We start from the raw sequence: 24,146 nt of genomic DNA, 5'->3' as shown, positions 1-24,146 counted from the left end.
GTATGGGGGCTCTGACGAAAGCTGAGATGGCGGAACGTCTGTATGAAGAGTTGGGCCTGAATAAACGGGAGGCCAAGGAATTGGTCGAACTGTTTTTTGAAGAAATCAGGCACGCTCTTGAAGACAACGAACAAGTCAAATTGTCCGGTTTCGGCAATTTCGACCTTCGGGACAAACGCCAGCGGCCTGGCCGCAATCCGAAAACGGGTGAAGAAATCCCGATCACGGCTCGCCGTGTGGTCACCTTTCGTCCAGGGCAGAAGTTGAAGGCCCGAGTTGAGGCTTATGCTGGAACCAAGTCATAACGACGAACTACCCGTCATCCCAGGTAAACGCTACTTCACCATTGGTGAAGTCAGCGAGCTGTGTGCGGTAAAACCACACGTGCTGCGCTACTGGGAGCAGGAGTTTCCTCAACTCAACCCCGTCAAACGCCGCGGAAACCGCCGGTATTATCAGCGACAAGACGTGCTGATGATCCGGCAGATCCGCGCGCTTCTTTACGATCAGGGGTTCACCATCGGCGGCGCACGCTTGCGTTTATCCGGCGATGAAGCCAAAGATGACACGACCCAATACAAGCAAATGATCCGCCAGATGATTGCCGAGCTGGAAGATGTTCTGGTGGTACTCAAGAAATAAATTCCTGCTTTTAAATACTTCCAGTTTTCAAAAGCTTGCGATATATTCTTGAGCGTTCTTCGAGAAGAGGAACGGATTTAACGCCTAGTCGGGGCGTAGCGCAGTCCGGTAGCGCACTAGCATGGGGTGCTAGGGGTCGAGTGTTCGAATCACTCCGTCCCGACCATATTTTTCAAGGGGTTGCGAGATTTTATCTCGCGACCCCTTTTTATTATTCGGCGTTTTTACCCCCACAAAACCACTGGCTCTGGTGTGAGTTCACGCCGTTTTTGGCCCTTTTTCGCGCTGCCTTTGGCACCAATCCTGTTTGATATTTCTCTTCCTTTCTCAGCTTTTTCGCATGTCAGATGGTCTTGCCTAACGCCTTGTTTCCGGGCAATTAGGGCGTTTTCCCTCACCCGCTCCGCGACGCTAAACCCTGGAAGCTCAGTTCCGATTCTTCGTTCTTAACGGTCACCATCCCAAATCAGCGAAACCGGCTGTACGTCACGCGGGTCGTGCCTTTGAAGACAAACGGAAGCAGCGAAAGCCGGACTTCCGATTGTGCGCTAGGGAAACGGAATAGAGCGCGGGGAGGGCGCATCTATTCGAATTGATTGCTGACGGGCTGTGGGCCTTGTGAAGCCTCGTTGATTACAAAGCCCAGGGGCCGATATGGAATCAAACCATCGCGTCCGAGAGCCTGACTCAAACCTCCAAATTCGACGTTTTTGGGCCCAAATCGCAGTGCCAAACAGACCGCAAATTCACCCGATTTCTTGCTGTTTTGGTGACAAACCATTTTGCAGGTAGTTGGCACCGATTGAGTGCCGCTGAACCCTCGAAAGATCCGTCGGCCGCGGTTTCTAGCGGTCAGCTCGGAATCTCTTGCAAGGTCCTGGTCGGTGCCAAATCCGCTGCTAACTCACAAAAACCACCGGCTCTGGGTGGGGCCTATGGTTAGATCGGTGACGACGAATTCAGCTTGCCGTGTTGAAGCTCCGATTAAATTCAACTACGTCATGATGAGAGGGATTTTTGGCGAACAGGGCAGAGAGTTGCGCATTGAATGCCTCTCGCTTCTGCGCTGCGACTCCCTTGACTGCGGCATTCAACATGGGACGCATCTCATCAGCGGTGTAATCGCAGCAGTACGCTGGCGTACAAGGTTGTTGACGCCATGAGTCCTCCAGGCGGCCACTGTCGACTGGCTCGAATCCAACTTCATTGACAAGTTGCATCACGAGACGCTTGTGATTTGCATCGTCACCAGCAACGGCGACTCCCAGACGGTTTTCCGCACCTTTTGGCTTACCAAGATTTTCTAGCGAATAAGCCAGAATATTATTGAATGCCTTGATCACCGGTCGGCCAAGCTGCTCGCTAACCCAGACGCTCTCCGTTTGACCATTTTCCAAAGCAGCGATGCGCTCGTCTCTCAGGCCAGGGTAGTAATTACTCGTGTCGATCACTGGAACCGAAGATGGCAATGCCGCCAGCAGGTTATTGGGAAGAGCTGCCATGGCTGGTTGGGGGATGGAAACAATCACAGTATCGGCGCCGTCGAAGACATCGTTCAGATCGCAAGCAATAGCACCCGCTTCCTTGGCAAAAGTGCTTACCGAGTCTTTTCCGCGAGAGTTGGCGACGCTGACCTCATGGCCAGCAGTGACGAGCTTTCGGGCAAGGGTTCCGCCGATAGACCCAATACCAACGATCGCGATTTTCATAATGCCTCCAGAGATTCAAAGTCTGGATACGTTAGTATTCGTACTGCAGGTTCCGCAAGAACCGACGATTTAGTCTGTAACCCACCAAAAGGTAAGTATCGATGGCGCGTGAGTGGGAATGTGAGAACCCTTTACGACGGCAGGCCTGGTCTGCCGCTATAAACGCTACGCTTCGCGTTTTGGAGGGCAAATGGAAAATTGTGATTATCAATGAGTTGATGGCCGCTAAAGGCCGGCCGCTTCGGTTCTCCGAACTGGAGAAGCTAATTCCCGATGTCACGCAGAAGATGCTCATTCAGCAATTGAAAGGGCTTCAGCAGGACGACATCGTTCAGCGTACCGTATACCCAGAGGTGCCGCCGCGGGTGGAGTACGCGCTAACGGCGCTGGGGCATGCACTCGGCCCGGCTATGACTGCCCTTATAGACTGGGCTGAGCTTCGTCATCAGCACGAGGCAAAGGGCATAAACCTGTCTAGCGTTAGCGACAATGAGCTGTTGGAACGCTAATGCGCCATGTTGGGCTACCCAAAACGTCAGCTCGTTTCAAATCTGATCAGCAGTGGTTTCAAAACGTAGATTTGTGACTATGTATTTGTTTGGTCACATTGTAAGTCCTCGATAGGGTGAGTAAGCTATTTCCATGAATCAGCCATCAATATCTTCGCCTAGCCCCCGTGGCCCAATCGATCACGAGATTCGCGATCAAATTGTCGCGGCGGCCAACGAACACTTCAGTCAATACGGCTATGGCAAAACCACGGTTTCCGACCTGGCCAAGGCCATCGGGTTTTCAAAGGCCTACATCTACAAATTTTTTGATTCCAAGCAGGCGATCGGTGAAGCCATCTGCGCAAATTGTCTGGCAGAAATCGTCGTGGCTGTTGAGCAGGCTATCAATGTAGAAGACCTGTCGCCGACGGAGCGCTTTCGACGTTTGGTCAAAACGGTGATCGCTACAGGTGTGAATTTGTTCTTTAACGACCGAAAACTCTATGACATTGCAGCGTTCGCAGCGTCGGAAAGCTGGCCCAGTACGCAGGCTTATGAGGCACAGATCAAACGCTTCGTGTTGCAAATCGTGCGAGAGGGGCGAGAGATTGGCGAATTTGAACGCAAGACTCCGCTGGACGAGACAGTAGAAGCGATACATCTCGCGCTGCGGCCATTCGTTAACCCCTTGCTGCTGCAGTACAACCTCGATTTCGTCGAGGAGGCGCCCACACTCACCTCCAACCTCATCTTGCGTAGCCTCATGCCTTGACCTTTGGCTAAGGTTTACCTATCAGAATCTTCAATGGCTTTTCACTTTGCCCTTCTTCCATCCGTCGAAGGGCATTTTATTTATCTGTGATGTGACCATTTTTCGATTTAGTCACATGAGTAAACAGGGCGGTTCCTCTCTTCTAATGCTTCATCTCGTCAGTCAGTGAGCGAAGCCCGCTCTCGGGTTTGGGTAGTAGCTGAAAGAAGAGGGGGCGTGCATTAAGTGCCGCGTCATCCGGTTAAGTCATCGGGTCGCTACAGGCTGGGCTTCAGGAGGTTGCCAGCCGCCACCAAGCGCTTTGAATGCCGCGACCGCCGCCCGTGCCGATTCCGTTCGTGCTTGCGCCCTTGCATCGGAAGCCTGCAGCATCGTCTCGTCGGCATGAAGGACATCGATCAGGCTGGCCGTACCTTTCTGATAGGCAATGAACGACGATTGGCGAGCTTGCGTCAGAGACGCCTCTCCCCCGGTGAGGGTGGTTGCTTGAGCTTCCCGATTTACCAGTGCGGAGAACGCGTTCTCGACATCCTCGGTGGCGCGCAGCACAGACTGACGGTAAGCGGCCAGGGTTTCGGCTTCCTGTCCCTTGGCTTGGTCGATCTGGGCGTTTATGCGACCGAAGTCGAAGAGTCTCCAGCGTAGCCCCAATACGCCCGCCGACTGGCTGGCTCCGCCGGTAAAAAGGTAGCCTGCGGATACAGCCGTGGCACTGCCCAGCAATGCGCTCAGGGAGAATTTCGGGTAGTACTCGGCAATCGCCTCCCCGATGCGTGCATTTGAGGCTGCGAGATGGCGCTCAGCAATAATGAGATCTGGCCTGCGGCGCAGCAGATCGGCCGGCGATCCCGTGGCCTTTATCTGCGGCGCTACAGGAATGTTCCCCGTATTTGCCAATTGCATGCGGTGAGTGCCTGGCGGCGTGCCGAGCATGACGTCCAGTGCATTCATGGCAGCATCCAGGCCGGTCTGCAGGGCCGGTACTGTCGCTTGGACCTGCGATAGTGCCCCCTCAGTCTGACGAACCTGATAGTTGGCGGCGAGGCCCTTGCTGTAGAGCAATTGGACTTTTTCTAGCAGCTCCTGCTGCGTTTTGACTTGTCGGTTCGCAATGTCCAACCGGGTCTGCAATCCGCGGATAGTGATGTAGATATCGGCGGTTTGCGCGGCGATGGCCAGTCGTGTGGCAGCGACACCCGCTTCGGAAGCCTGGTACTCGGCCAGTGCAGCCTCGCGTCCGCGTCGCAATCCGCCAAAGACGTCCACCTCCCAACTGGCATCGAGATTGACCTCGTAGGAACTTCCGTACCGATCATAGCCAGGGGTTGAGTTCAACACCTGGCCGAGCGGGGTCTCGATTGACTGGTAGGAACGCGCGGCTTGGCCGCTGATGTTTCCCGAGGGTAATAAAGCGGCATTTGCGGCGCCTAGTCCTGCCCGTGCCTGGGTTACTCGCGCCGACGCCTGCGCCAGATCCAGGTTCTGCTCAAGTGCCTTGGAGACGAAGTCGGCGAGCAGTGGATCACCAAAGCCTTCCCACCAGGCGACAAGACTGGCAGGCGTCACCCCAGGCCTCTGTTCGACAGAAGGCTGACCCAAGTAACGGTCCGAAAGCGGGGCGTCCGGACGGTGATAGTCCGGACCGACCGCGCAACCTGTCATCAAGCTGGCACTCACCAAGAGAGCAACGGGGCGGAGGGGAGGCATTGAGGCTCCTTCAATTGAGCATGTTTGTGACCATATTACGTTATGGTCACTTCCTGTCAATCGACGCTTGTTCAGTCAAGTTCGAATTTGACTCAGCGTATACGGCGAATTAGCCGCTGAGGTGGAAGGGCTTAGAACTTCATAGCGTGTGACCGTTGACATAAATGGTCACTAGACTGAGAATATGACGCCTGTCCTATTTGTTTAAGTAAGGGAACCTATGCGCCGGCTTCGACCTTTCCCCATTGCCGCTTGCTTGTTGCCTCTCGTCCTGACGGCATGTGGCGACTCATCCACCGTTGACGATCCACGCACGCATGCCCCTTTGGTGAGGTCCACTGCTGTTCAGGCTTCGTCCGATGTCTCGCGTTCTTTCAGTGGTGTCGTGGTTGCCCGCGTCCAGGGCGACCTGGGCTTTCGGGTATCAGGCAAGGTGCTTGAGCGTCTGGTTGACACCGGTCAGACCGTTAAGCGTGGTCAGCCACTCATGCGCCTTGACCCAATCGACCTGGGGTTGCAGGCGCGAGCGCAGCAAGAGTCGGTCATAGCCGCACGGGCCCGAGCCAAGCAGACAGCAGATGACGAGGCGCGATACCGCAGTCTGGTTGCCGCAGGCGCTATTTCTGCATCGGCCTACGACCAGATCAAAGCCGCAGCGGATACCGCAAAGGCGCAGCTTGGCGCTGCAGAAGCGCAGGCTGACGTTGCCCGTAATGCTTCTGGTTATGCGGTGCTGCTTGCCGATTCCGACGGCGTGGTGGTGGAGACGCTCGCCGAGCCAGGACAAGTTGTCAGCCCGGGACAGCCCGTGGTTCGACTGGCGCGGGCAGGACAGCGCGAAGCCATCGTGCACCTGCCCGAGACGTTGCGCCCCGCAGCAGGATCCACTGCGCAGGCGACGCTTTATGGCAATTCCACGGATGCTGTTACAGCAAAGCTCAGGCTGCTGTCTGACTCGGCCGACCGAATGACACGCACCTTCGAGGCGCGGTACGTGCTTGAGGGCGCGTTGGCCAATGCACCGATAGGTTCGACCGTCACACTTCGGATCGCTGAAGTCATCACGCAAGGGCAGGGGCTGCAAGTACCGATCGCTGCCGTTTTTGACCCAGGCCAAGGCACGGGCGTGTGGGTGATCGCCGGTACACCGGCGAAGGTGACCTGGCGATCTGTACAAGTCCTGGGCTTGAGCGACGACACAGTGCGAGTCGCGGGCGACCTCAAAGTCGGCGAGCAGATCGTAGCGTTAGGCGCACATCTGTTGCGCGAAGGTGAAGAGGTGAGATTGCCTCAACAGGATGACGAAAAAGTTGCCGAGGGGCGTCCATGAGCGAGGGTCGCTTCAATCTTTCCGCGATCGCCGTTCGTGAGCGCTCCATTACGGTGTTTCTGATCTTCCTGATTGCCGTTGCAGGCACCCTGGCGTTCTTCCAGCTGGGGCGTGCGGAAGATCCGCCGTTTACGGTCAAGCAGTTGACGATCATTACCGCGTGGCCGGGCGCCACGGCGCAGGAGATGCAGGATCAGGTAGCAGAGCCACTTGAAAAACGCCTGCAAGAACTGAAATGGTACGACCGCACGGAAACCTATACGCGGCCCGGTCTCGCTTTCACCATGGTGTCGTTGTTGGATCGCACGCCACCCTCACAGGTGCAGGAAGAGTTTTATCAGGCGCGCAAAAAGCTCGATGACGAAGCCACCAAGCTACCGGCGGGTGTGATCGGGCCATTGGTCAACGACGAGTATTCGGACGTGACGTTTGCGCTGTTCGCCCTCAAAGCCAAAGGCGAGCCGCAGCGACTGTTGGTGCGTGATGCTGAGGCGTTACGCCAACAACTGTTGCATGTGCCGGGTGTAAAGAAAGTCAACATCATCGGTGAGCAAGCCGAGCGCATCTTTGTGTCCTTTTCCCATGACCGACTGGCCACCTTGGGCGTTTCTCCCCAGGACCTCTTTGCCGCGCTGAATAATCAAAACGTGCTCACACCCGCCGGTTCGATCGAAACCAATGGGCCACAGGTCTTCCTCCGGCTGGATGGCGCCTTCGATAAGGTGCAGAAGATTCGGGACACACCCATTGCGGTTCAGGGGCGCACGCTCAAACTCGCCGACGTGGCGACAATCGAGCGTGGTTATGAAGATCCCGCAACCTTCCTGGTGCGCAATAAGGGCGAAGAGGCCTTGTTGCTGGGGGTCATAATGCGCGAGGGCTGGAATGGCCTGGACCTGGGCAAGGCGCTGGACGCCGAAACGACGAAGATAAATGAAGGCATGCCGCTGGGTATGACGCTGACCAAGGTCACTGATCAAGCCGTGAACATTGACTCGGCCGTTGGCGAGTTCATGGTCAAATTTTTTGTCGCGCTGCTGGTGGTGATGCTGGTCTGCTTTCTCAGCATGGGCTGGCGGGTAGGCGTCGTGGTCGCAGCGGCGGTTCCGTTGACGCTGGCGATCGTGTTTGTGGTGATGGCGGCCACCGGAAAGAATTTTGACCGTATTACCCTTGGTTCGTTGATTCTGGCGCTGGGACTGCTGGTGGACGACGCCATCATTGCTATCGAAATGATGGTAGTGAAAATGGAGGAGGGCTACGACCGAATCAAAGCTTCCGCGTATGCCTGGAGTCATACGGCCGCGCCGATGCTTTCCGGTACGCTGGTAACGGCGATTGGCTTCATGCCCAACGGTTTCGCCCAGTCCACTGCCGGCGAGTACACCAGCAACATGTTCTGGATCGTCGGCATTGCTCTGATCGCTTCCTGGGTCGTCGCGGTGGCTTTCACCCCTTACCTGGGAGTGAAGTTGTTGCCGGACATCAAGAAGGTCGAGGGTGGGCATGCGGCTATCTACAACACTCCCCATTACAACCGCTTCCGCCGGGTTCTGACACGCGTCATCGCCCGTAAATGGCTGGTGGCCGGCACGGTTATCACGCTGTTTTTCGTGGCAGTTCTGGGCATGAGCCTGGTGAAGAAGCAGTTCTTCCCGACCTCGGACCGTCCCGAGGTGATGGTCGAGGTGCAAATGCCCTACGGAACCTCCATCGAGCAGACCAGTGCCACTGCGGCAAAGGTCGAGGCCTGGCTGCAACAGCAGGAAGAGGCAAAAATCGTCACGGCTTATATCGGGCAGGGCGCGCCGCGTTTCTTCCTGGCGATGGCGCCAGAACTGCCCGATCCATCGTTCGCCAAGATCGTGGTGCTAACGGACAGTCAGGAGGCGCGTGAAACCCTCAAGTTCCGTCTTCGCGAAGCGGTCGCTGCAGGCCTCGCCCCAGAGGCCCGAGTCAGGGCATCTCAAATTGTGTTCGGTCCGTATTCGCCATTCCCGGTTGCCTACCGGGTGATGGGGCCGGACCCGACGAAGCTGCGCGAGATTGCGGGTCGTGTGCAAGATGTCATGCAAGCCAGCCCGATGATGAGGACGGTCAACAGCGACTGGGGCCCTCTGACGCCGACGCTGCATTTCAGCTTGGATCAGGATCGCTTGCAGGCGGTTGGACTGACATCCAGTGCAGTCGCCCAGCAGTTGCAATTCCTGCTGACCGGAGTGCCGATCACGGCGGTTCGTGAAGGCATTCGTTCAGTGCAGGTGGTGGGGCGCGCCGCCGGGGACATCCGGCTCGATCCCGCCCGGATTGAAGGCTTCACATTGGTGGGCGCGGCGGGTCAGCGTATCCCTCTGTCCCAGGTCGGAGAGGTGGATGTGCGTATGGAGGATCCGATCCTTAGGCGCCGTGACCGCACGCCGACCATTACCGTGCGCGGCGACATTGCCGAAGGCTTGCAGCCACCGGACGTCTCGAGCGTGATCATGAAGGAGCTGCAGCCGATCATAGACAAGCTGCCTGCCGGGTACCGGATCGAGCAGGCGGGTGCGATCGAGGAATCGGGCAAGGCCGGTCAGGCGATAGTGCCGCTGGTTCCCATCATGATTGCCCTGACGCTGCTGATTATCATTGTCCAGGTGCGTTCTATCTCGGCAATGATCATGGTGTTCTTCACCTCGCCGCTGGGATTGATTGGGGTGGTGCCAACGCTGCTGATCTTCCAGCAGCCGTTTGGTATCAACGCCCTGGTCGGGCTGATCGCGCTGTCGGGCATTTTGATGCGCAATACGCTCATTCTGATTGGGCAAATTCATCACAACGCGCAAGAAGGGCTGGACCCGTTTCACGCAGTGGTCGAAGCCACGGTACAGCGTGCCCGCCCGGTACTGCTGACAGCACTCGCGGCAATCCTGGCGTTTATTCCGCTGACCCATTCCGTCTTCTGGGGGACGCTGGCCTACACGCTGATCGGAGGTACGTTCGTCGGCACCATCATGACGCTGGTGTTCCTGCCTGCGATGTACGCCATCTGGTTCAAGATCCGTCCAGACAATACGGGTCAAACTGAAACAGCGAGTAAGCAAGCAAACCTGGTGGATAGGACACCACCGCGTCCTCTCGCCGTTCACCTCACCACAAAGCTTTAGCCATAGGCCATAGCGTGGGCGTCGACTGAAAAATGAAGAGGGTTCAATGATTAATCTCGAAGGTCAAAAGCGAATCGTGGTCACGGGCGTCGGAATTGTCGGGCCTCTGGGGTGCGGAGTAGAAGAAGTCTGGAAGAGACTGCTGGCTGGGCGCTCTGGCATCCGTAAGCTGCCCGACGATATTACTGAGGGTACGGGCGTTGCAGTAGGCGGCCAGGTGCCGTCTCTGGAAGATGATGCCATCGCGGGTTACGACCCGGAGCGCATCATCTCGGCCAAGGATCGCAAGAAGATGGATCGCTTCATCGAGTTTGCACTTGTGGCAGCGCACGAAGCTCTGGAGCAGGCAGGCTGGCATCCGATAGAAGTCACAGACCAGGAGCGGACCGCCACGATCATTTCATCGGGCGTGGGTGGCTTTGGCGCGATAGCCGACGCTGTCCGCACCACCGATGCGCGTGGTCCTCGCCGATTGTCGCCATTCACTGCGCCGTCTTTTCTCGCCAACATGGCGGCCGGGCACGTATCCATTCGGAACGGATTCAAAGGCCCGCTCGGCGCTCCGGTAACAGCCTGTGCTGCTGGAGTACAAGCCATCGGCGATGCGGCCAGAATCATCAGAAGCGGTGAGGCGGATATCGCCATATGCGGCGGTACCGAAGCCGCGATAGACCGTGTAACCCTGGGTTGTTTTGCGGCGGCCCGCGCGCTATCAACAGGCTTTGCCGAGTACCCGCAGCAGGCTTCACGTCCCTTTGATCGCGACCGTGACGGCTTCGTCATGTCCGAAGGTGCCGGGTTGCTGGTGATCGAGTCACTGGAGCATGCGTTGGCTCGTGGAGCCAAACCACTGGCGGAACTGGTCGGTTACGGCACCAGCGCCGATGCCTATCACTTGACGGCGGGGCCGGAGGACGGCAGCGGTGCACGCCGCGCCATGGAACAGGCACTGCGCCAGGCGGCTGTGAGTCCTGCCGATGTTCAGCATATCAATGCACATGCGACCTCTACGCAGGTCGGTGACAAAGGCGAACTGGCAGCGATTCGTTCGATATTCGGGAGCGACTCAAGCGTCGCGATCAGCTCGACCAAGTCCGCCACCGGGCATCTGCTTGGAGCGGCTGGAGGCATTGAAGCTGTGTTCACCGTACTAGCGCTTCGCGACCAGGTGGTGCCGCCCACACTGAATCTCGATCATCCCGATGAGGCGGCCGGCGGCCTTGACCTGGTCGCACTCAACGCTCGGCAGTTGTCGATCACGCATGCGCTATCAAATGGGTTCGGTTTCGGCGGTGTTAACGCCAGCGTGCTGTTTCGCCGTTGGGATCCGGAGTCAGAAGTGTGACGCTCAAATGACGACAACCGGAGCTGAGCAGTGGGTGCAGGGGATCCAGACAGCTTATGTTCGTATTACGGCGATCTGGTTTGGCTACATTCTGTCGCACACACACACACACACACACAAATCCGACCTCAACGGGTATTGAACATCTCGCGAATCAGGTTGGGCGTGCTGCCGGTCCAGCGTTTGAAGGAGCGCCGGAAGTTAGCTGCATCGTTGAATCTCAGATAGTCCGCCACTTGTTCATTACTGAATCCCTTTATCTGATACAGGTAAAGCGCCACGTGCTTGCGCACCAAATCCACCTGCTGTTGAAATCCGGTGTCGTGTTTTTGCAGTTTGCGCTTGAGCGTGGCGGGACTCATGGCGAAGGCCTGGGCGGCTTGTTCGAGGTTGGGAGCTTGGCGCACGTGGCTTTGCAGGTAGCGGTTAACACAATCGATGAAGCTTGAGGCAAAGCCCAATTGTTCGATTTGTCGGTGGGCTTCCTGACGGGCGACCTGGCCCGCGGTGGCCGAGGCGTCGGGCCAGGATTGGGCGAGAAATTCCCGGGGGATGCGCATGAGGTCCAGCGGGCGTTTGAACTGTGTGTGCTCGCCCAGGTGCACCCAGTACTGCTCGACATAACGCGGTTCGGCATGGCTGAAGCTGCATTCCCACGGCAGGCGCTGGCCGCTCTGTGACCGGCTCATGGCAACGATTGAGGTCATGCTCGCCTCCAGCAAAAAACGCCATTGCTCGCCCGCGCCGCAGCTGTCCAGCCAGTAGAAATAGGCATGCTTTTCGTCCAGCACCAGCCGCGGCGTGGCCAGCGGGCAGAGCACCGCCTGCTGTTGCACCAGAGTGTCGAGGGCCTGGTGCAGGTTTTGCGCGTGTCGCAGGGCGTGGCTGGCAGGGCCGTAATGCCCCGGCAGCAAGCGCTGGCCGAACAAAAAACTGCTGTCATCGGCATCCAGCAAGCGCCGGCTATTGCCGATCAACCCTAGAAATTGTTGCGGGCTGAGACGAGTCTGGCCGGCCAGGATGTCCTCATGAAACAGTCCAGTCCCGCGCAGCAGGCGATGGCTGTCAATGTCCCGGGACAGCGCCAGATCAATCAGGGTTGCGGGTTGGTAATGCCCGGGAATGAAACGGCTGTCAGCTTCGAACCAGGTATTTTTCAGGGTCATGAGCGGGCCTCAGGCAATTTTTGCCAAGGGCTGTTTGGCCCGGGCCAGTGCCAGATTGAGGCGTTTGAGCAGGGCGTCCGGCGCTTCTTCCACGGCCATGACCACTGCCGTGCTGGCCGACAGGTGTATGCGTTCGCCGTGTTGTCGGGTTTTGTGGGCCAGCCCTTGTACTGCCTGTTGCAGTTCCAGCGCCAGCAAGCGTGCCTGGCTCTCACCGGTGTTGGGCAACAACACCACGAAACGATCGCCGGCCAGTCGGCAGAGCAGGTCCTGGCGGCGCAGGTTGAGCAGCAGCAAATGACTGAGCGCCTGCAATACGGCATCGCCTTCGGCATGCCCGAACGCCTGATTGATCGCCGCGAAGTTATCGATGTCCAGCGCCAGCAATGACAAGGGTTGCGCTTGACCCTGGCTGTCCTCAAGGCTGCTGATCAACTGGCGTTTGAGGTAATCGGCACCGCCCAAAGGGGTGAGTTTGTCGAACAGCCGGTGTTCGCGAAAGAGCCTTTCACGCTTCTCCATTTGCGCGCTGATCGCCAGTTGTTCGCGGTGCCAGTGATAGATGCCGAGTGTCAGCAGAATCATGCCCACCGGCATCGGCCCGGACTCCAGCCAGTGGTCCCAGGTAATGCTGTCGGGCAGGCGGATGAACTCGTCAAGGCTATCGATCCACCAGGAAAAAAAGATGCAACTCAAGCCCAGTGCCAGGTAATTGGTGACGCGCCCGGCCGGACGACTCTTGAGCACCAGGCCCAGCCAGACCAGCGCGAGCAGCGCGGATCCCCCTTCGCCGATGATGTCCAGCCAGACCCATTCGCTGACACTTTTCAGCTCACCGCAGGCCAGGTGCAGCAGCAATCCCATGTTCGCCGCCAACAGCAGCAGCGCGAGTTTCCAACGATGGGGTTTGAGCACTGAAAACATGGCCGTGATCCTTTGGCGAAGAGGTAATGCGCGTCAGCACAGCAGATGTTTGTGACAGCGATGTGACCGGGGTTTGAGGTCGAATCAGCTCATGGCCCTGCGCAGTTTTCTGTCTGCCGATGCCCTGAATACCCTCACGCAGCCTTCGGCAGGTGCGGGGAGTTGAGTGGTGGCTGGCGGTGACAGGTCAAATCAGCTCAATGTGTGCCGCAATACCGGTAAAACCCCCGGTTTAAAGCGCTTCCCGCCAACCTGTGTCACAGGACTGTCATCCGTCGACCCTAGCGTGCCCTCCCAGTTGCCGGGCCACTTGCCTGGCGTTTACAGGACTCTGGGGAGGACCACCATGTACCAGCGCAGCAGCACCGCCGGGATCGTCAGCTTTACGCTCACCGCCTTGGCCATGGCAATGGCCAGCGAACGCCTGAGCGCCGCTGAAACCGCACCCAACACTGAACACGTCGAAGTGGTCGGGCAGGCTGCGAGCATCGATCAGGCGCTGAAGGAACAGCGCAACTCCGACAGCATCAAGAGCGTGGTGCATGCTGACGGCGTGGCTCAATTGCCGGACGAAAACGTCGCCGAAGCGGTGCAGCGGTTGCCGGGAGTCAGCGTCGAGCGTGATCAGGGCGAAGGACGGTTTGTCAGCGTGCGCGGTCTGGGGCCGGACCTCAACAGCGTGACCATCAACGGCACGCTGGTGCCGTCGCCGGAAAGCGAACGCCGCGCCGTGGCCCTCGATGTGTTGCCCTCGGAACTGGTGCAGTCCTTGTCGGTGATCAAAACCCTGACCCCGGACATGGATGCCAACTCGCTGGGCGGCACCGTTGATGTGAAAAGCCTCTCGGCCTTCGATCACACGGGCCTGTTCTACACCGGCAGCAGCGAAGCCAGTTATGACAAGAACACCCACCAGACCAGCCCGAAGTTTTCCGGCGCCGTCAGTGACCGTTTCAGTCTCGGCGATGGCATCGACAACTTCGGTGTCGCCGCCGCGCTGAGCTGGCAGAAGCGCGACTTCGGCTCGGACAACGTCGAAACCGGCGGTGCCTGGGATTTCGAGCAGGGCGCCAAACTTGAGGAGTTCGAGCAACGTGACTACGACATCAGCCGCGAACGTGCTGGCGGTGGCCTGAACTTCGATTACAAGCCCGATGACCTCAGCAGCTATTACCTGCGCACGCTTTACAGCCGCTACAAGGACAGCGAAACGCGTAACTCCACCAGCTTCGAATTCGCCGATCCACAGGCCGCAGGCGAATTGGGTGACGCCGAAGGTTCGCGCAAACTCAAGCAGCGCGAAGAGACCCAGGAAATCCAGTCCTACGTTTTCGGTGGCGAGCGCATGTTCGGCCTCTGGACTGTCAGCAGCCAGGCCGGTTACAGCCGCTCCAGCGAAGACAGCCCGGGCCACATCGCCAATGCCAAATTCGCCGGTATTGATAACTTCACCGACAGCGGTTTCTACGACAACGACAAGCCACGGCCGATCATTGGCCAGGCCTTCTACGACCCGAGCAATTTCAGCCTCGACAAAGTCGACTGGGAAAAACAGAAAACCACCGACACCGAGAAAAACCTGCGCCTGGATCTCGCTCGCGACTATGACTTCAAAGGCTATGCGTCCCAGGTCAAATTCGGTGGCAAGGTCAGCCGGCGCAACAAGGACAACAACCTCGACGCCTGGGTCTATGAAGACTTCGACGATCTCGGATTCAGTGATGACCAACTCAATCTGACGCAATTCAAGAAGGGCAATGTCGACTACCGTCTCGGCCAGTTCGGGCCGGGTATCAGTGGCAGTGCGGTGAAGCAGTTGATCGGCGGCCTCAATCAAGCGGATTTCTATGACGAGACCGAATCGCGGGTCAACGACTTCAAGATCAGCGAGGACATCAATTCCGGTTACCTGATGAACACCCTCGATATCGACGACTGGCGCTTTATCGCCGGCCTGCGCTACGAGGGCACCGAGTTCGAAGCCAAGGGCACCGGCGTGACCGACGGTGAGTTCCAGTCCACCGAGACCAAGCGCCGTTATCACCACTGGTTGCCGGGGCTGCACGCACGCTATCAACTGGACAAGAACACTCAGGTCCGTGCGGCCTGGACCAAATCCGTGGTGCGCCCGACTTTCGGCCAGCTCGCGCCCGGGTTTGTCATCGACGATGACGAGGCCACGTTTGGCAACCCGGAACTCAAACCGCTGGAGTCGAGCAATCTCGACCTCGGTATCGAGCACTACATGGGCCGCGCCGGCACCGTCTCGGCGTTCGTGTTCTACAAGGACATCAAGAACTTCGTCTACAACACCGACCTGGCAGGCTCGGGTGCCTGGGTCGATTTCTCCGAAGCCCACACGTTCGCCAATGGCGACAGCGCCAAACTCTATGGCCTGGAGCTGGCGTACTCACAGAAATTCGACTGGCTGCCGGCGCCCTGGAACGGCCTGCTGGTTGGCGCCAACACCACCTTCAGCCGATCGGATGCCGAGATCAAAGGCTTCGACGCTGCCAGCGGTATCAATCGCAAGCGCAGCATCGATTTGCCCAATCAGGCCGATACGGTCGGCAACCTGATGCTCGGTTGGGAGGACGACAAGCTGAGCCTGCGCCTGTCGGCCAACTACAAGTCGGATTACCTCTTTGAGCTCGCCTCGATCAATGACAAGGCCCACGACCTGCACGTCGATGCCCAGACCTTTGTCGACTTCAGCGCTCGTTACTCGCTGACCAAAAACCTCCAGGTCAGCTTCGAGGCGCAGAACCTCACCGACGAGCCCTATTTCGTTTACACCGGCAACCGCTCCTACAACGGCCAGTACGAAGAATATGGCCCGACCTACAAGCTCGGCCTGACCTTCACCCACTTCTAAGCCCCGTTGCAGCTCTCTTACGACAAGGACTTTGCCTGTTCATGAGTATTTCGTTTCTACCCAAGCGCCACGTGTTGGCTGCATTGATTTGCCTGACCACCGGCCAGGTGCTGGCGGCTGCGCCGACCCTGTCTCTGAAACCCTGGGCACCGAACCTGTCGGTCGACGCCGTGGCGTTTCTGCCCGCCAGCCCCGACGGCGAACGCCTCGCCGCCAGCGAGCGTGACGGCTTGCTCTTGCTGGATGCGCAAGGCAAGGAACAGCTGCGTTTGAAGGGCTCGTTCAATGGCGTGGACAGCCGCGCCGCCGGCCAACAAGTGTTGGTCGCGAGCCTCGACAACAATCGTCAGCAAGCACTGTTGGTCAGCCTTGATCCGCGTAAGCGCACATGGGGTCAACCGGTTTATCTGCCGCCGCGCGATTACCCGGTCAATGGTCTGTGCCTGTACCGCGACGATGCGAGCAACCTGTTCCTGTTTCTAGTGGGCGAGGAGGGCAAGGGCGAGCAATGGCTGGTGGGCAATGGCGCGACGCTCAACTCCCAGCCACAACGAGTGCGCGGTTTGCCGCTGCCGCCTTCGGCAACGGATTGCCAGGTCGACGATGGCGTCAATCAGTTGCTGGTCAACGAGGAAAACGTCGGATGGTGGGCCTACCCGGCGCATCCCGAAGCCGATGTCACGCGCAGCCCGGTGGCCATGCGTGAACCGTTCGGCGAGATCAAAAAAACCGCAGGCGCCATGGCGTTGGTGCCGGGTGGCATTGTCGCGCTCGACCCGAAAGCGGCGCAATTGCACCTCTATCAGCAGCAGGGTGAACGCTGGTCAGCTCAGGCAATCCTGGCGCTGCCAGGCTTGAACGAACCGGAAAGCCTCGCCCTGCGCCCAACCGATAAAGGCCTGCAAATACTGCTGCGTGACGATGACGACGGCCGACTGTATCAAGGCGTGCTCGACTGGCAGCCTACGCCGATGCCGTTGACGCCAGTGCTGCCAAGCGTAAAAGCGCTGAGTCAAAGTGATCCGGTCGGGCGCCAGGGCGATGCGGCGGACGATCCGGCGATCTGGATTCACCCCCAGCAACCCTCCCTGAGCCGTGTGCTGGGCACCAATAAAAAGCAGGGGCTGCTGGCGTACGACCTGCAAGGCAAGTTGCTGCAGGACCTGCCGGTCGGACGCCTGAACAACGTCGACGTGCGACCGAATTTCAAACTCGGCCAGCAGACGGTCGACCTCGCCGTGGCCAGCAATCGCGATCGCAACAGCCTTAGCCTGTTCAGCATCGACCGTCATAGCGGCGAGCTGCGCGAAGCTGGCGAGATCCCCACGCCACTCAAGGACATCTACGGCATCTGCCTGTTTCAGCCAGCGAGTGGTGAGCTCTACGCCATTGCCAATGACAAGGACGGCACCTTCCTGCAATACCGCCTGAACGCGCCGAACGGCACGGTGCATGGTGAGTTGGTGCGTCAGTTCAAGGTCGATAGCCAACCCGAAGGGTGCGTGGCCGACGACCAGCGCCAACGACTGTTTCTCGGTGAAGAAGACGTCGGCGTCTGGGCGGTGGATGCCCGCGCCGATCAACCGGCGACATTGAGCAGCGTAATCAAGGTCGGGCCGCAACTGCAGGCCGATGTGGAAGGACTGGCGCTCTATCAAAGTGCGGCTCACGACTATCTGGTGATCTCCAGCCAAGGCAACGACAGCTACCTGGTGCTGGATGCCGAGCCACCGTTTGCTTCGCGCGGCGCCTTTCGCGTCGGTTTGAACGCCGAGCTCGGCATCGACGGTGCGGCGGAAACCGACGGCCTGGAGGTCACCTCGGTGAACCTCGGCGGGCCTTGGAGTCAAGGCATGCTGGTGGTGCAGGACGGCCGCAAACGCATGCCCGAGCAAACGCAGAACTTCAAATTTGTGCCGTGGGCCGAAGTCACCCAGGCCCTGAAGTTGCCTTGACCCGAGCTGTCATCAACCCGTCATCCGTTTTTCATCGAATAGCTCAACAGCCGTCGCGCGTCGGCGGCCCGCGAGCATCAGACAAGGAGTTTCACCATGCAGGCCACACTCGAACACATGACGATCTGGGGGCTGATCAGCGACGCCAGTCTGTTGGTCAAAGCGGTCATGCTTACCCTGTTGCTGGCCTCGTTGCTCAGTTGGTACTTGATCATCCAGCGCAGTCGCGTGCTGCAACAGCGCGAACGGCAGATGAACGCTTTTGTGCAGCGCTTTCGCGATACGACGGATCTGCTGCCGCTGTACCGGGAGACGGCTGACAGCGAGAACGGCGTCGAGCCGATATTTCACGCCGGGCTTCACGAGTTCAATCATCTTCATCAGCACACGGGCAATGCCGCCGACGTGGTGCTCGAAGGAGTGGAGCGCGCGTTGTACGTTGCCATCAGCGAGCAGGAAGTGCAGTTGGAGAAAAGCTTGCAGTTCCTAGCGACTGTCGGTTCGGTCAGCCCTTACATCGGCCTGTTCGGTACCGTTTGGGGAATCATGAACTCGTTTCTCGGCTTGTCTCAGGTGCAGCAAGCAACGCTGTCGACCGTGGCACCGGGCATCGCCGAAGCGCTGATCGCCACGGCCATCGGCCTGTTTGCGGCGATTCCGGCGGTGATTGCCTACAACCGTTTTTCCTCCCGCAGCCAGACCTTGCTCACCCGTTACTACGCCTTCGGCAATGAGCTTCAAGTGCGCTTGCATCGCACGTTGCACGGCAAGTCGTTGAACCTGGCCGCCGCAGCCTGAGAGGAGAATGAAGATGTTGGTCAGACCGCAACGCAAGCACGGGCCGAAGGCCGAAATGAACGTCGTGCCGTACATCGATGTGATGTTGGTGCTGCTGGTGATTTTCATGGTCACCGCACCGATGCTGACTCAGGGAGTGAAGATCGACCTGCCCAAGGTGGCCAGTGAAGCCCTCGCCATTGACACGCGTCAGCAAATCCTGACCCTGTCGGTGAAGGCCGAGGGCGGTTACTACTGGAACCTCGGCGGTGAACTCGATACCCAGCACCAGACCGACAGCGCCGTGACACTCGACGACATGCGGGCAAAGGTCGCGCAGATTGTCAGTGAGCGGCATGACACACAGGTCTTTATCCGCGCCGACAAGGACGCCGGTTATGGCAGTGTGGTCTCGGCGATGGCGGCGTTGCAGCAGGGCGGGGTCAGCAACCTCGGGCTGGTGACCGAGGCTCTGCAATGACGGCGATGATCATGCACACTTCGACCATTTCGCTGCAGCGCAGTGTTCGCAGCGGGTTCTGGCAAAACAGTTTGGCGGCGGGGCTGGCCGGGGCGCTGCACGTCATTGTCCTGGCCTTGTTGGTACACGGCTGGTCGCTGGAAAAAACGCCAGCCACGCAGCCGACTGTGTTGAGAACCCAATTGGTGATGTTGCCGCCGCAGCCGCAGGCACCCGAACCGGTTCCAGCTTCAGCGGAGCCAGCTCCACCCGAGCCCGTTGCTGCCGCCCCCGTCGAGTCGATCAAACCTGCTGTCGATCCGCAGCTCCAGATACAAAAAAAACTCGAACAGGCAGCCTTGGCGCGCAAACGGGTCGACGATAAAAAACGCGAGCAGCAAGCCGAGCAACAGCGCGAGCGTCAGGAGACGCAACGACGTAACCGTGAGGCCGAACAACAGCAACGCGAACTCGCCCAGCAGCAAGCACAACGCGCCGAGCAGGCCAGACTGGCGGCCGAACGCTCGCGCCAACTGGCCGCACAGAAGGCGGCCGACAGTCGTCAATATTTGCCTTTGAGCAAGGAAGCGCCGGACTATCCGCAGCGGGCTCTGGACAAGAACATAGAGGGTGATTGCTCTGTGGAATACACCGTCAACCCGCAGGGCAAAGTCGAGAGTCCCAGAGTGCTTGAGGGTTGCCATCCGCTGTTTATTCGTCCATCGCTGGCCGCCGCCAACACCTTCCGTTACCAACCGCGAATCGTCGACGGTCAAGCAGTTCCGGTGCCGGCCGTGCGCAATACGTTCCATTATCGGATCAAATAAGAAGGGCGCCGCATCAACGCCATGTCATGCGCCATGGCTGGACCCTGTTTCTGGCTTTTATTAGTCCGCTCGGCAGGGTCAGGTCCCTTTAATGGATCAATCTGCCGCTGAGTCTTTACCTGATATACGATAAATCATATATTCGGAAAGCCGTATATGAGCTGAGACTTCCTGTTCAGGTAGATCCGCCTTCCGTCACACCCTTCACGAAATTCATGAGCGCATCAAGATGTTCGTCCAGGTCAAAAACAAACACTGAGAAACGATATGGCTGACCATCTGACACCGACCACTGTTTTCAAATGCCTGGCTGACGACACTCGGGTGCGCACCATGATGCTCATCACTCGTGAAGGAGAGCTTTGTGTTTGTGAGCTGACCTGTGCGTTGAATGAAAGTCAGCCAAAAGTCTCCAGACACCTGGCACAGCTGCGTAATTGCGGTTTGCTGTCGGACCGTCGGCAAGGCCAATGGGTGTATTACCGACTGCACCCGAATCTTCCTGATTGGGTCCATCAAGTGCTGACCACTGTGCTCGAAAGCAATAAGCGTTGGTTGAGCCCTGACGCCAAACGCCTTGATGAAATGGGCGACCGTCCTGAGCGGGCACTCGCCTGCTGTAAAAGCTAGATCGTTGAAGTGGTTTCACCTGCCGGTAGAAGACGATCAAGCTCCCGGTGAAGCATTCAAAACCGCATGGGCGCAGCACCATCCGCGTCTCAGGCAATTCATCGGCCAGTTCGACACCCAGTCGAACTCTCACTGACTACAGATACGGAGCACAACAATATGACCATCAAAGTTGGAATCAATGGCTTTGGTCGGATCGGTCGCCTAGCCCTGCGAGCTGCCTGGAACTGGCCGGAATTCGAGTTCGTGCAGATCAACGATCCGGCAGGCGATGCGATAACCCATGCGCACCTGATCAACTTCGACTCGGTGCATGGTCGTTGGCACAACGAAGCCAGCGCCGAAGGCGATAGCGTCGTCATCGATAGTAAACGGATCAAAGTAACGGCGAACAAAGCCATTGCCGACACCGACTGGTCGGGTTGCGATCTGGTGATCGAGGCCAGCGGCAAGATGAAAACCGTGGCGGTGTTGCAGGCCTACCTGGATCAGGGCGTCAAGCGTGTGGTGGTCTGCGCTCCAGTAAAGGAAAAAGGCGCGTTGAACGTCGTCATGGGCGTCAACCATCAGCTGTTCAAACCGGATGAACATCGCATCGTCACGGCCGCTTCGTGCACCACCAACTGCCTGGCGCCAGTGGTAAAAGTGATCCACGAAAAGCTGGGCATTCGCCACGGCTCGATCACCACCATCCATGACCTGACCAACACCCAGAGCATCCTCGATCAGCCGCACAAGGATCTGCGTCGTGCGCGTGCCTCCGGTATGAGTCTGATCCCAACCAGCACGGGTTCGGCCACCGCTATTGCCGAAATCTTTCCGGAGCTGCGTGGGCGCCTCAATGGTCACGCCGTACGCGTACCGCTGGCCAACGCTTCGCTGACTGACTGTGTCTTTGAAGTCGAGCGAGCCACCACTGTCGAAGAGGTAAATCAGTTCCTCAAAGACGCTTCCGAGAACGAGCTGAAAGACATTCTCGGTTTCGAGGAGCGTCCATTGGTGTCCATCGACTACCGTACTGACCCGCGTTCATCGATCATCGATGCGTTGTCGACCATGGTCATCAATGGCACCCAGGTCAAACTCTATGCCTGGTATGACAACGAATGGGGTTATGCCAATCGCACCGTCGAACTGGCCAAAATGGTCGGTCTGGCAGTCTAAGGAGCGGTCATGAAAGCGTTGTCAGCCCTCGCTCCGGAAGTGCGGCAGTACCTGCTCGTTACGGGCAACTATTGGGCTTTTACGCTCACCGACGGCGCATTGCGCATGTTGGTGGTGCTGCACTTTCACGCGTTGGGCTATAGCCCACTGCAAATCGCGGCGTTGTTTCTGTTCTACGAACTCTTTGGCGTTATCACCAACCTTGTGGGTGGCTACCTCGGCGCCCGTCTGGGGTTGAACCGAACCATGAACATCGGGCTGGGCATTCAGGTCGCGGCGCTGCTGATGCTGACCGTTCCGGTGGCTTGGCTGACCATTCCCTGGGTGATGGGCGCTCAGGCACTGTCGGGAATTGCCAAAGACCTGAACAAGATGAGTGCCAAAAGCTCTATCAAACTCCTGGTCCCCGATGGGCAGCAGGGCAAGCTCTACCAGTGGGTGGCGATCCTCACCGGCTCGAAGAACGCACTCAAGGGCATCGGTTTCTTTCTCGGCGGAGCCTTGCTGGCGCTGATTGGTTTTAAAGGTGCGTTGCTGACTATGGCCAGCGTCCTGACGCTGATCTGGATCAGCAGCCTGATCCTGTTGAAGAAGGACTTGGGCAAGGCCAAAGTCAAGCCCAGGTTTCGCGACATCCTGTCCAAGAGCCGGGCGATCAATATCCTCTCAGCAGCGCGGATGTTCCTGTTCGGTGCCCGCGACGTCTGGTTTGTGGTGGCCTTGCCGGTTTACCTGAGCAGTGTTTTCGGCTGGGACTTCTGGAAGGTTGGCGGTTTCCTCGCAGCTTGGGTGATCGGTTACGGCATTGTGCAGTCCTTCGCTCCGAACATTACCGGCAAGAAACGTGGGCACGTACCGGATGGTCGTGCGGCATTTCTATGGGCACTTGCCTTGGCAGGACTACCTGCGGCCATTGCGCTGGGGTTGAATGCTGGGCCGTCGCAACAGGTGGTGCTGTTGGGTGGATTGATGGTTTTTGGAGCGCTGTTCGCGGTGAATTCGTCGCTGCACAGCTACCTGATCGTGTCCTATGCCAAGGAAGAAGGGGTATCGCTGGACGTGGGCTTTTACTACATGTCCAACGCCATGGGCCGTCTTATCGGCACGGTGCTCTCAGGCTGGGTGTACCAGCTGCATGGATTGGAGGCCTGCTTATGGATATCGAGCGCTTTCGTGCTGCTCGCGGCCTTGATTTCTATCTGGCTGCCCAAGCATTCGGTGTAGAGCGATCTTTTCTTCTATAAATGTCGCGCGGTGTCCTGAGAGGGGCGACAGCAGCCATTGCGCCTTTTTTTGTTTGTCCGTTCGTCCAATGCTTGGCACTTGCCAATACGTTGTCATCTCTCAAATACAAGCACGGACTTCCCGTGTATCAGAACGGAGAGCCAGCATGGACATTGATGAGAATGCTCCTGGAAATAAATCTCAGCAGGGCGTAACGGGCGGCACTGATAACGAAACAGGACATGATTCCAACGAGAAAGAACCTGAGGTTCCGCTGCCTCCAGACGACGAAGCGCCTGTCGATGAAGAAATGGCCGATGTGGATGCCACCAACTCAGTGTCGAGCGAGCATCCAGAGCCTTGACGCTTGCGTGTCGTTCATGAACCTGGCCCAAGCGCCGGTTTTTCAAGCCCGTTCATCAACTGGACTGCACCCCGCGCTAACGCAGAATTCAAATGTGTACGGCCCAGAAAAGCTGGACCTCAATTGCGAGGTGGGTATGTCCATTGATTCGAGTTTTGAAGATCGAACACAAGGTTCTGTTCCGTCCAAGCCTGAGCCAGGTTCCGAGGAGCCGCAGCGTCCTGATGATCCAGGCCAGCCCGATCCTTTAAAAAGGCCAAAGGACGAACGTCCTGAAGATTGGAGAGATCCGGCCGAGAGAAACATGCCAGAGGCGGATGAAGAGACGTCGTCAGCTGACAATATGCGGTAACTGAGATAGCCCGACCGCTCCGGTGCACTTTCCCGTAATAGCGGTGTTGAGTGGCACCCAGCCAAATGCTTAATAGAAAAGTGTAATTAATGGTTGACGGCAGATCCTGGAAGTCTATAATTCGCCCCACTTCCGGTGCAGTCGAAACGGAAAACTCCTTGGTAAACAATGAGTTATGCGGTTTTCGACAGCGAGTTGCTTCAGGTCATCGAAGCCCAGAAGGAGTTGAAAGAGCAGGGTTGTTTGGCGCTTTTGACGGTTCGATCTTCTCGGTCGAAAGCGGTGC

Annotated in this window: 21 protein-coding genes, 1 tRNA gene and 1 pseudogene; 19 read left to right on the top strand and 4 right to left on the bottom strand. The window is 58.0% G+C overall.

Annotated features, from left to right (window positions below; translation table 11 throughout):
* Window positions 1-2: 2 nt before the first annotated feature.
* From ihfA to ACQ4OB_RS10445, 3 genes are all read left to right on the top strand, one after another.
* On the top strand, window positions 3-305 hold the full coding sequence (ihfA, locus tag ACQ4OB_RS10455) for an integration host factor subunit alpha (RefSeq protein WP_002553164.1): 303 nt from the start codon (window positions 3-5) through the stop codon (window positions 303-305).
* Window positions 286-642 carry a MerR family transcriptional regulator gene (locus tag ACQ4OB_RS10450; protein WP_003179985.1) on the top strand — a complete coding sequence of 119 codons (357 nt, stop codon included), beginning with the start codon at window positions 286-288 and terminating at the stop codon, window positions 640-642. Before ihfA ends, ACQ4OB_RS10450 begins: the two co-directional genes overlap by 20 nt.
* 89 nt (window positions 643-731) lie before the next feature.
* A tRNA-Pro gene (locus ACQ4OB_RS10445) sits at window positions 732-808 on the top strand.
* 793 nt (window positions 809-1,601) lie between these two features.
* On the opposite strand, the gene ACQ4OB_RS10440 is transcribed toward ACQ4OB_RS10445, so the two are convergent.
* Entirely contained in the window at window positions 1,602-2,351 is a 750-nt protein-coding gene (locus tag ACQ4OB_RS10440) for an NADPH-dependent F420 reductase (protein WP_074875476.1), read from the bottom strand.
* A 101-nt stretch (window positions 2,352-2,452) separates the two neighbouring features.
* Between ACQ4OB_RS10440 and ACQ4OB_RS10435 the strand changes: the two genes are divergently transcribed.
* On the top strand, window positions 2,453-2,860 hold the full coding sequence (locus ACQ4OB_RS10435) for a winged helix-turn-helix transcriptional regulator (RefSeq protein WP_074875478.1): 408 nt from the start codon (window positions 2,453-2,455) through the stop codon (window positions 2,858-2,860).
* Between the two features lie 133 nt (window positions 2,861-2,993).
* Window positions 2,994-3,614: a TetR/AcrR family transcriptional regulator gene (locus tag ACQ4OB_RS10430; RefSeq protein WP_076030530.1), complete on the top strand. Its 621-nt coding sequence runs from the start codon at window positions 2,994-2,996 to the stop codon at window positions 3,612-3,614.
* 246 nt (window positions 3,615-3,860) lie between these two features.
* On the opposite strand, the gene ACQ4OB_RS10425 is transcribed toward ACQ4OB_RS10430, so the two are convergent.
* Window positions 3,861-5,321 (bottom strand): efflux transporter outer membrane subunit, encoded by a 1,461-nt coding sequence (locus ACQ4OB_RS10425; RefSeq protein ID WP_430955647.1) that lies wholly within the window; start codon window positions 5,319-5,321, stop codon window positions 3,861-3,863.
* 220 nt (window positions 5,322-5,541) lie between these two features.
* On the opposite strand from ACQ4OB_RS10425, the gene ACQ4OB_RS10420 reads away from it, so the two are divergent.
* From ACQ4OB_RS10420 to fabF, 3 genes are read left to right on the top strand one after another with little or no spacing between them, the layout of a single operon-like run.
* A complete protein-coding gene (locus tag ACQ4OB_RS10420) occupies window positions 5,542-6,651 on the top strand; it encodes an efflux RND transporter periplasmic adaptor subunit (protein WP_430955646.1) in 1,110 nt (369 codons plus the stop codon).
* Complete coding sequence (locus ACQ4OB_RS10415; RefSeq protein WP_430955645.1) at window positions 6,648-9,797, top strand: efflux RND transporter permease subunit; 3,150 nt, start codon at window positions 6,648-6,650, stop codon at window positions 9,795-9,797. The genes ACQ4OB_RS10420 and ACQ4OB_RS10415 overlap by 4 nt, the downstream gene beginning before the upstream one ends.
* A 46-nt stretch (window positions 9,798-9,843) precedes the next feature.
* Complete coding sequence (fabF, locus tag ACQ4OB_RS10410) at window positions 9,844-11,142, top strand: beta-ketoacyl-ACP synthase II (protein ID WP_430955644.1); 1,299 nt, start codon at window positions 9,844-9,846, stop codon at window positions 11,140-11,142.
* A gap of 128 nt (window positions 11,143-11,270) precedes the next feature.
* Here the strand turns inward: fabF and ACQ4OB_RS10405 are convergent, their stop codons facing one another.
* Both ACQ4OB_RS10405 and ACQ4OB_RS10400 read right to left on the bottom strand, forming a co-directional pair.
* Window positions 11,271-12,308, bottom strand: coding sequence for an AraC family transcriptional regulator (locus ACQ4OB_RS10405; protein ID WP_074875490.1), 1,038 nt, complete (start codon window positions 12,306-12,308; stop codon window positions 11,271-11,273).
* A gap of 9 nt (window positions 12,309-12,317) precedes the next feature.
* A complete protein-coding gene (locus ACQ4OB_RS10400; RefSeq protein ID WP_074875492.1) occupies window positions 12,318-13,232 on the bottom strand; it encodes a GGDEF domain-containing protein in 915 nt (304 codons plus the stop codon).
* A 346-nt stretch (window positions 13,233-13,578) separates the two neighbouring features.
* On the opposite strand from ACQ4OB_RS10400, the gene ACQ4OB_RS10395 reads away from it, so the two are divergent.
* The 11 genes and pseudogenes from ACQ4OB_RS10395 (at window position 13,579) to ACQ4OB_RS10345 (ending at window position 23,860) form a co-directional block, all read left to right on the top strand.
* The gene (locus ACQ4OB_RS10395) at window positions 13,579-16,107 is read left to right on the top strand and encodes a TonB-dependent receptor (RefSeq protein ID WP_430955643.1); all 2,529 of its coding nucleotides are present in this window, start codon (window positions 13,579-13,581) and stop codon (window positions 16,105-16,107) included.
* A 41-nt stretch (window positions 16,108-16,148) separates the two neighbouring features.
* Window positions 16,149-18,062, top strand: a complete 1,914-nt coding sequence (locus tag ACQ4OB_RS10390) for a phytase (RefSeq protein ID WP_430955642.1) — start codon at window positions 16,149-16,151, stop codon at window positions 18,060-18,062.
* Between the two features lie 96 nt (window positions 18,063-18,158).
* Window positions 18,159-18,860 (top strand): protein TolQ, encoded by a 702-nt coding sequence (tolQ, locus tag ACQ4OB_RS10385; RefSeq protein WP_074875499.1) that lies wholly within the window; start codon window positions 18,159-18,161, stop codon window positions 18,858-18,860.
* A gap of 13 nt (window positions 18,861-18,873) precedes the next feature.
* Window positions 18,874-19,320, top strand: a complete 447-nt coding sequence (gene tolR / locus ACQ4OB_RS10380; protein WP_430955641.1) for a protein TolR — start codon at window positions 18,874-18,876, stop codon at window positions 19,318-19,320.
* Complete coding sequence (locus ACQ4OB_RS10375) at window positions 19,317-20,126, top strand: energy transducer TonB (protein WP_074875501.1); 810 nt, start codon at window positions 19,317-19,319, stop codon at window positions 20,124-20,126. The genes tolR and ACQ4OB_RS10375 overlap by 4 nt, the downstream gene beginning before the upstream one ends.
* A 187-nt stretch (window positions 20,127-20,313) precedes the next feature.
* A pseudogene (locus ACQ4OB_RS10370) lies at window positions 20,314-20,385 on the top strand (arsenate reductase ArsC); the annotation flags it as partial.
* Window positions 20,386-20,393: 8 nt separating this feature from the next.
* Window positions 20,394-20,756: a metalloregulator ArsR/SmtB family transcription factor gene (locus ACQ4OB_RS10365; protein ID WP_074875503.1), complete on the top strand. Its 363-nt coding sequence runs from the start codon at window positions 20,394-20,396 to the stop codon at window positions 20,754-20,756.
* A 159-nt stretch (window positions 20,757-20,915) separates the two neighbouring features.
* Complete coding sequence (locus ACQ4OB_RS10360) at window positions 20,916-21,920, top strand: ArsJ-associated glyceraldehyde-3-phosphate dehydrogenase (RefSeq protein ID WP_430955640.1); 1,005 nt, start codon at window positions 20,916-20,918, stop codon at window positions 21,918-21,920.
* A gap of 9 nt (window positions 21,921-21,929) precedes the next feature.
* Entirely contained in the window at window positions 21,930-23,144 is a 1,215-nt protein-coding gene (arsJ, locus tag ACQ4OB_RS10355; RefSeq protein WP_430955638.1) for an organoarsenical effux MFS transporter ArsJ, read from the top strand.
* A 166-nt stretch (window positions 23,145-23,310) separates the two neighbouring features.
* On the top strand, window positions 23,311-23,508 hold the full coding sequence (locus tag ACQ4OB_RS10350) for a hypothetical protein (RefSeq protein WP_074875509.1): 198 nt from the start codon (window positions 23,311-23,313) through the stop codon (window positions 23,506-23,508).
* 16 nt (window positions 23,509-23,524) lie between these two features.
* Entirely contained in the window at window positions 23,525-23,860 is a 336-nt protein-coding gene (locus ACQ4OB_RS10345) for a hypothetical protein (protein WP_146011621.1), read from the top strand.
* Window positions 23,861-24,146 lie beyond the last annotated feature (286 nt).

Origin of the sequence: Pseudomonas sp. ES4, assembly GCF_050586665.1 — a bacterium.
In the GTDB taxonomy this organism is placed as follows: Bacteria; Pseudomonadota; Gammaproteobacteria; order Pseudomonadales; family Pseudomonadaceae; genus Aquipseudomonas; species Aquipseudomonas frederiksbergensis.
The sequence above is the reverse complement of the archived record's forward strand: the minus strand, read 5'-3'. Positions and strand labels throughout refer to the sequence as shown.